This window comes from Candidatus Frankia alpina (assembly GCF_902806485.1).
In the GTDB taxonomy this organism is placed as follows: Bacteria; Actinomycetota; Actinomycetes; order Frankiales; family Frankiaceae; genus Frankia; species Frankia alpina.
Genome location: NZ_CADCWT010000239.1, coordinates 1 through 6,822, shown reverse-complemented (window position 1 = coordinate 6,822; position 6,822 = coordinate 1). Strand labels below are relative to the sequence as shown.

Annotated in this window: 9 protein-coding genes; 3 read left to right on the top strand and 6 right to left on the bottom strand. The window is 69.3% G+C overall.

Features of this window, described 5'->3' with window-relative positions; genetic code table 11:
• Window positions 1–277 (top strand): hypothetical protein (locus tag G6R25_RS25460; protein ID WP_205447268.1); only part of this gene is annotated, 277 nt, incomplete at its 5' end.
• A gap of 86 nt (window positions 278–363) precedes the next feature.
• Window positions 364–975, top strand: a complete 612-nt coding sequence (locus G6R25_RS19585) for a nucleotidyl transferase AbiEii/AbiGii toxin family protein (RefSeq protein ID WP_205447267.1) — start codon at window positions 364–366, stop codon at window positions 973–975.
• Window positions 976–1,143: 168 nt separating this feature from the next.
• Here the strand turns inward: G6R25_RS19585 and G6R25_RS25455 are convergent, their stop codons facing one another.
• The 6 genes from G6R25_RS25455 to G6R25_RS29075 form a co-directional block, all read right to left on the bottom strand.
• On the bottom strand, window positions 1,144–1,392 hold the full coding sequence (locus G6R25_RS25455; RefSeq protein ID WP_205447266.1) for a hypothetical protein: 249 nt from the start codon (window positions 1,390–1,392) through the stop codon (window positions 1,144–1,146).
• Complete coding sequence (locus G6R25_RS19580; protein ID WP_205447264.1) at window positions 1,374–2,465, bottom strand: type I restriction endonuclease subunit R; 1,092 nt, start codon at window positions 2,463–2,465, stop codon at window positions 1,374–1,376. Before G6R25_RS19580 ends, G6R25_RS25455 begins: the two co-directional genes overlap by 19 nt.
• A gap of 400 nt (window positions 2,466–2,865) precedes the next feature.
• Window positions 2,866–3,228: a hypothetical protein gene (locus G6R25_RS19570; RefSeq protein WP_163554121.1), complete on the bottom strand. Its 363-nt coding sequence runs from the start codon at window positions 3,226–3,228 to the stop codon at window positions 2,866–2,868.
• 316 nt (window positions 3,229–3,544) lie between these two features.
• On the bottom strand, window positions 3,545–5,785 hold the full coding sequence (gene mgtA, locus G6R25_RS19565) for a magnesium-translocating P-type ATPase (protein ID WP_235949146.1): 2,241 nt from the start codon (window positions 5,783–5,785) through the stop codon (window positions 3,545–3,547).
• Window positions 5,697–6,104, bottom strand: a complete 408-nt coding sequence (locus tag G6R25_RS27935) for a cation-transporting P-type ATPase (RefSeq protein WP_235949143.1) — start codon at window positions 6,102–6,104, stop codon at window positions 5,697–5,699. Before G6R25_RS27935 ends, mgtA begins: the two co-directional genes overlap by 89 nt.
• A gap of 41 nt (window positions 6,105–6,145) precedes the next feature.
• Window positions 6,146–6,280, bottom strand: a complete 135-nt coding sequence (locus tag G6R25_RS29075) for a hypothetical protein (protein ID WP_268904187.1) — start codon at window positions 6,278–6,280, stop codon at window positions 6,146–6,148.
• Between the two features lie 294 nt (window positions 6,281–6,574).
• Between G6R25_RS29075 and G6R25_RS19560 the strand changes: the two genes are divergently transcribed.
• Window positions 6,575–6,781, top strand: a complete 207-nt coding sequence (locus G6R25_RS19560; protein ID WP_205447263.1) for a hypothetical protein — start codon at window positions 6,575–6,577, stop codon at window positions 6,779–6,781.
• Window positions 6,782–6,822 lie beyond the last annotated feature (41 nt).

The following is a 6,822-nucleotide window of genomic DNA, read 5'->3' as shown; positions in this document are numbered from 1 at the left end:
GATGGCAGGTATGCCATCCGGCGGGCTGCCCCCGGGTTCGCGGTACGCCGACGTGCGTCCCTACGCAGTTGCAGACTCCCTGGATCAGCTCCATGGTCCGACCGCGGGTGTGGTGGTTCTGGACCGGTGGTCGGACTGGTCGGGTTCCGCTCGGTACGACCTGGAGAATCCCCGCCGGCTGGCACGGATGTATGAAACCGTGCTGCGGGAGGCGCCCAGGATGGCGGACCTGTCCCACTGGCTGGACGGGCGCACGCTAGGTTCGGCTTTGGCCTGACCTCGTCCTGCCGCCGCAGGTCCGTAGCCGGTGGGAGACCCGGTTCCCCGAGCTGACCACCGGGCGTTCGTCCGCGGCCTGACCAGGTGACAGCCCAGACCCCGCCGATCCACCGGCGGCTCGCGTGGATCGGGCTACAGGTCGGCGGGCCCTATGGCTTTGCCCTCGCCGGCGGCCACGCCGTCGCGGCCCACGGGATCCTGCAACGGCCGAGCGAGGACGTCGACCTGTTCGCCGACTGGGACCGACGCGCGGATTTCCCGGCCGCCGTCGATGCGGTGATCGCGGCGTACCGAGCGGACGGTCTCAAGGTCGAGACGGAGTTTCGGAACGAGCTGATCGCGCGCCTCCACGTGGCCGACCCGAGCCAGCCCGACGAGGTCCACCGGGTGGAACTGGTCGCCAACTGGCGGCTCCAGCCACCGGTCCAGATGGACGTCGGTCCGGTGCTGCACCCGGTTGACGAGCCACACCCGACGGCTGCCGTCGGGGAACTGTGGACGCCCGTGTCGAAGACCGCGGGAATGCCCGGATACTCCAGGCTGGCGGTGGTGCGGATCTCTCGGAGGAACCGCTTCTCGTTGATCGCCTGCTGTTCCTCGAACGCGATCCGTTCCGAGCTGCCCGGCTGGCCGGGCGGGTTGCCTGGCGGCCGGAGCAGCTTGATCGCGACCGGGCGGTCGAGGCGCTCGTCGTAGCCGTAGGACACCTCGGACATGCCGCCGCTGCCGAGCAGCCCGTCGATCCGATACCGGCCGGCGAGCCGGATCCGGTCGTCCAGCGGGTCGCTGGTGGTGATCGTGTACGGGTCAGTCACGCATTCCCCCGTGTTGTCTTCTCCCGGTGCGGTTCGTGGCCCGAGTGCTTCAGGTGGTCTCGCGGAGCATTTCGGTGCGGAGGCGGGCCAGGGCCTCGTCGCGGGCCGGGTCGGTGATGATCCGGTAGGCGCGCTTGCGGGCGGTCTCCTTGACGGCCTGCTGGAAGTCCTGGTTGTCGAAGTAGGGCTTCATGAAGTCCTCGTTCTTCGCGGCGTTCTCCGCGACGATGTCGTCGAGCCGGCCGTCGGCGACCTGGCCGAAGCGCGCCTCGTCGTTCATCAGCGCGACCTGCTGCATCCGGGGGTCCTCGACCAGGCAGGGTACAGCAGGATCTGGTCGGAGGTCCCCAGGTTCAGGCCGAAGCGCTCGTTCAGGTCGTTGATGACGTCCGCGAGCCGGACCACCTCCGGCTCGACGTAGCCGCCGCCGTCGGCCGCGTGGCCGCGGACGACCTGCTCGCCGGCCAGCGAGAGCGACACGTCGTGGTGGCCGGTGAACTCGAGCCGGTAGTGGGACAGGTCCGCGTCGCCGATGTCGACGGCGACGGCCTCCCGGCCAGGCAGGCGGAGCAGCTCGGCGTGCAGCTTCTTCTCAGCGGCATTGGGCATCCGGTTCGGGCCGGCCGACCCGAGCACCCGCATGAACGCCTCCATCTCGGAGACGTCCAGGACCTGGAAGGTCATCACCTCCTGCTGCTTGCTGTAGAGCAGGTTCGCGTCGGGCTGCTCGGTGAGCGTGATCTCATACCACGGCTTGAACGACGCCTGGATGTCCTCGGCCGCGTTCACGAAGTCGACGATCCGGACGTCGTCCTGGGACTTCAACAGGTGGGTCCGGTTCAGCCGGGAGAGGGTCTGGACCGCGGCGACGCCGGTCAGCGGCTTGTCGACGTACATCGCGCACAGCAGCGGCTGGTCGAAGCCGGTCTGGTACTTGTCCGCGACGACGAGGATCCGATACTCCTCCTGGTTGCCCGCCGCCGCGTCGGTGTCGTCGGCCTTCGTGTAAGCGAGCCGTTCCGGGAGCCGGCCTTCCGGGAAGCCGTTGATCTTCGACTCGGTGAGCTCGTGGCCGCTCTCCTCATCGGTCAGCGAACCGGAGAACGCGACCAGCGGGCGGCAGTTCGCGAGGCCCTTGTCGTCGACGTACCGGCAGATCGCCTGGTACACGTTGAGCGCCTGCTGCCGGCCGTCGGTGACGACCATCGCCTTCGCCCGGCCGCCGAGCCGGCCGGCGATGTTCGTGTGGAAGTCCTCGACGATCAGCTTCGCCTTCTGCGCCGCCGACTCCGGATGCGCCTCGACGAGCTGGACGAGCTTGCGCCGCGCCTTCTTCTTCTCGACCTCCGGGTTGGAGATCTCCGAGCTCAACCACGAGCTTGAAGTCGCTGGCGTTGGCGTCGAAGGCGCGGCTGCCCATCTGGGCGACGCTGAGCTTGTCCTGGTCCTTGCGGAACACGACCTGCTGGCCGAGGCCGCCGGCGGTGGTCTTGTAGGTCAGTTCGATCGCGTCAGAACCGTGCCATTGCGCGGCAATGACTGTGATGACCTCGGCGGGGATGAGCCCGTCGACGCGCAGTCCTGGCTTGAGCTCCTCCAGCAGCACGACCGACCTCCTGATAGACAGCCGACCAACGCTACTGGAGCGGTCCGACAGTCCGCTGCGCGGCACCTGGATCCCGGCCACCGACGCGCTGGCGGACCGGGGCGGCCTGCGCACGTGCGTCGAGCGGCCGGTCTGCCGGGAGGAACTCGTAGTACTGGTACTCGCTCAGCGCCCATCCCGCGTGTCGGCTCCGGTGAACGGCGTCGCACGGAAGCCCGAGTCGTCTCCCAGGTGGAAAAACAGGTGGAAGAACAGGTGCCCGGTGAGCGCGCCGTCCTCGCCAAACGCAGCCCAGCCGCGCCCGCTGGCCTCATCGCCTTCATCGTCGCCGTCCCAGCTGAACTCGACGAGGGGTCGGCCGTCGCGTTCGGTGGAACGCCAGTCCATCCAGCCACGGACGGCGATGAACCCGAACTCGCCGGTCCCGTCCCCGGCGAACTCGATGAACCCGGGCTCGACGAGGTCGATGGCCTCCTGATCCCACAGGTCCATCTCCACGATCCGCCACCGCCCGGTCAGGCTCCCCATCCGATCCTCCGCACTCGCCGTGGTCGGGCTATGCCGACTCTCGAAGATCCACCACTGGGCCGCGGGCCACAGCGTAGACAATGCCCGAGATCAGCGTTCAGCCGCGTCCGCCAGACGGGGCGACACCGCCGCGCTTGCCTGGACCAGAAAAGCCAGCGAATTGGGCGTCATCGGTGGGTGGGCGGCGGGGTGGTCAACTCGGCGGCGGTGCTGAAGTAGGCGGCGCGGCGACGCAGGTGGCGGTCTGGGCGACCACGGCGTCGCGTGGGCGATGGTGGGGATGGAGCCCGATAGAAGATCCGTTTGCCGAATTCGATCAGGACGAGGTAGGCGATGACCATGCCGGCCAGCGCGGCGAAGAACGCTCCCGGCAGCGGGCGGAAGCCGAGGGGGTGGCGGGAAGGATCGCGCCGACGGTGACGACGCCGAGGGCGGCCAGCGTCAGGGGCAGGCTGGGGTGGCTGCGGAAGAACGGGACGCGGCGGGTCCTGATCGCGAAAATGACCAGAGTCTGGGTGGCGAGAGATTCGACGAACCAGCCGGAGCGGAACTGGGCCGGCCCGGAGTGGAACACCCACAGCATGACGGCGAAGGTCACGAAGTCGAACACCGAGCTGAGCGGCCCGAAGAAGATCATGAAGCGGCGGATGAAGGCGATGTCCCAGTGCGAGGGGCGGCGAAGCTGCTCGTCGTCGACGGTGTCGGTGGGGATGGCGAGCTGGCCGGTGTCGTAGAACAGGTTGTTGAGCAGGATCTGCGAAGGCAGCATCGGCAGGAAGCTCAGGAACAGCGACGCGCCGGCGGCGGACGCCATGTTGCCGAAATTGCTGGACGTGCCCATCAGCACGTACTTGATGGTGTTGGCGAAGATCCGCCGTCCTTCGGTGACACCGTCGGCGAGCACGTCGAGGTCCTTTTCCAGCAGGATCACGTCGGCGGCGTCCTTGGCGACGTCCGTGGCCGAGTCGACCGAGATGCCGACATCGGCGGCGTGCAGGGCGAGCGCGTCGTTGACCCCGTCGCCGAGGAAGGCGACCCCACCGCCACTTCGGCGTTGGACGCGGACGATGCGTGTTTTGTGCTCGGGACTCACCCGGGCGAACACGGTGGTGGTGGTGATCGCCTCGGCGAGGTGGGTGTCGTCGAGGGCATCGAGGTCGACGCCGGTCAGCGCGCCCCCGCCGCCGAGACCGTCACCGACGCCGCCGCCGAGGCCGCCGCCGAGGCCGAAGTCGTGGCAGACCTTGACGGCGACGGCGGGGTTGTCGCCGGTGACGACCTTCACCGCGATACCCAGGCCGGCCAGCCGGCGCAGCGCGTCGGCCGCGTCCGGTCGGGGCGGGTCGAGAAAGACCAGCAGCCCGCTCAGGTGTAGGCCGTGTTCGTCGCTGACGGTTGGCGGGCGGGTGTCGGCGGCCGGGCGGGTGGCGACGGCGACGACCCGGTTGCCGGCGGCGAACTCCGCGGCCAGGGCGTCCCGGGCCGCGGTCGGCACTTCGACGCAGCGGTCCAGGACGCTCTCCGGCGCCCCCTTGATGACCAGGGTCAACTCGCCGGCCGGGTCCCGCACGAGCATGGAGACCATCCGGCGGTCATGGTCGAACGGCAGCACCGCGAGCCGGTTGTAGCCGGCGAGTGCGGCCCACTCAACCGCGGCGGCCGGCGACTCCCACAGGGCCTGATCGAGGGCGTTCCCGCCGACGACCTCGACGACCTGGCCGTTCAGATCCGCGTTCTCGGTGCAGACGAGGCCCCAGCGCAGCACCCGGTCCGGCCCGTCGTCACCGGCCGGCACGGCCCGGGCGTAGTCGATGCGGCCTTGGGTGAGGGTGCCGGTCTTGTCGGTGAACAGCACATCGACGTCGCCGAGGTCCTCGATGCACACCAGCCGCTTGACCAGCACCTTGCGGCGGCTCATCCGCCGCGACCCGGCGGCGAGGCTGGTGGACACCACGGCGGGCAGCAGCTGCGGGGTGATACCCACCGCGATCGCCAGCGAGAACAGCAACGCATTGATAATCGGCTTGTGCAGTGCCACGTTCAGCACGAAGATCGAGGTGGTCAGCCCGCCGGCGACATACGCCAGCAGCATCGAGAATCGGCGCAGCCCGACCTGGAAGGCGGTGTCGAGCTGGTGGGTGCTCAGGCCGGCGGCGATTCGGCCGAACTCGGTGTCGGCGCCGGTGGCCACCACGATCCCGCGGGCGCGGCCGGCGTGCACCACGGTGCCCATCAGCGCGCACCCGGACAGCTCCGCCAGCGGTGTCCCCGCCGGCACGGCGGCGGTGTCCTTCTCGACCGGCAGGGATTCGCCGGTCAGGACGGACTCGTCACACTCCAGGCCGGTGACCTCGATCAGCCGGAGGTCCGCCGGGACGATGTCGCCCAGCCGCAGCTCGACCAGGTCACCGGGCACCAGCTCGGTGACGTCCACCCTGGTCCACCGCCCGCCGCGGATGACGTCGGTCTCATGGTGGATCTGGGAGTGCAGCGCCTCGGCGGCCCGCTCGGCCCGGTACTCGTTGACGAAACCAAGCCCGACCGACAGGCCGACGATCCCGCCGATGATGAGGGCGTCGCCGCGTTCGCCGACGAAGTAGGACGCGACGGCCGCGTTCGCCGACGAAGTAGGACGCGACGGCCGCGGTCGCCAACAGCCCGAGCAGCGGGGAACGCACCTGGTGCCACAGCACCGACAGCGGCCGAGCCCGGTGCGAAGACACCGCGTTCGGGCCGTAGCGCGCCTGCCGCCGCCCGGCCTCGCCAGCCGTCAGCCCCGCCTCGACGGTGGCGCCGAGATCGCGCAGAACGTCCGCAATCGGCCGCGCCGCCGCGGCCATCATCCCCGCCGCGGCCATCGTCCTTGTCGCGGTCATCGTCCTTGTCGCGGAGGCGGATGGGGGAAGGGCGATACCGCTCAGCTCATGCCGGTGGCGGCACACGCATCGGGCAGCGTCGGCCAGCCGGTGCCGAGCATCAGCCAGCCGTCGTGGCCGGCGAGATCCGCAGTGGATTGGGCCCGCGCTGGGGTGGGCACGTTTTCGGAGGGCATGGGTGGCTCCCGCGGGGAGATCACTGGGGTGCCCGGCGGTGAGCTGTGATGCTCGCGGGGTGCGGCGTGGTCGCGCAGCGATCCCCGACCCGGGCCGGCTGGTACTTCAGCGTCTTTAACGATACGCCCTCGCCGCCACCCGGAAGGTGGAGCGCCGCGGTCGCCCTGTGAAGATAAGGCTATTGCTCACAGTTACGTAGATGCATTGTCCGGCGCCGCGCGTGCCTCACTTTCTGGTCTACGGTTTGAGTCGCGACGATGTAGTTCGGTGCTGACCTGTTAGGGGCTGCTGCTGTGGACGATGACGATCTGGCGGCGAGCCTGTCGGGGCTGTTGACGGGGCTCCGGCCGTTGCGCGAAACGCTGATCCAGATCGCGGAGTTCGCGGTGCAGGCGATTCCGGGGGCGCAGGGCGCCGGCCTGACGATGCTGGAGGACAACCGGGCCCAGACCGTGGTGGCCAGCGTCGAATTCGTCCAGGCAATGAGCCTTTCCCGGTAACGTTTCGTCGCTTTGCGTGACATCAATGTGGTGTTGGTGTG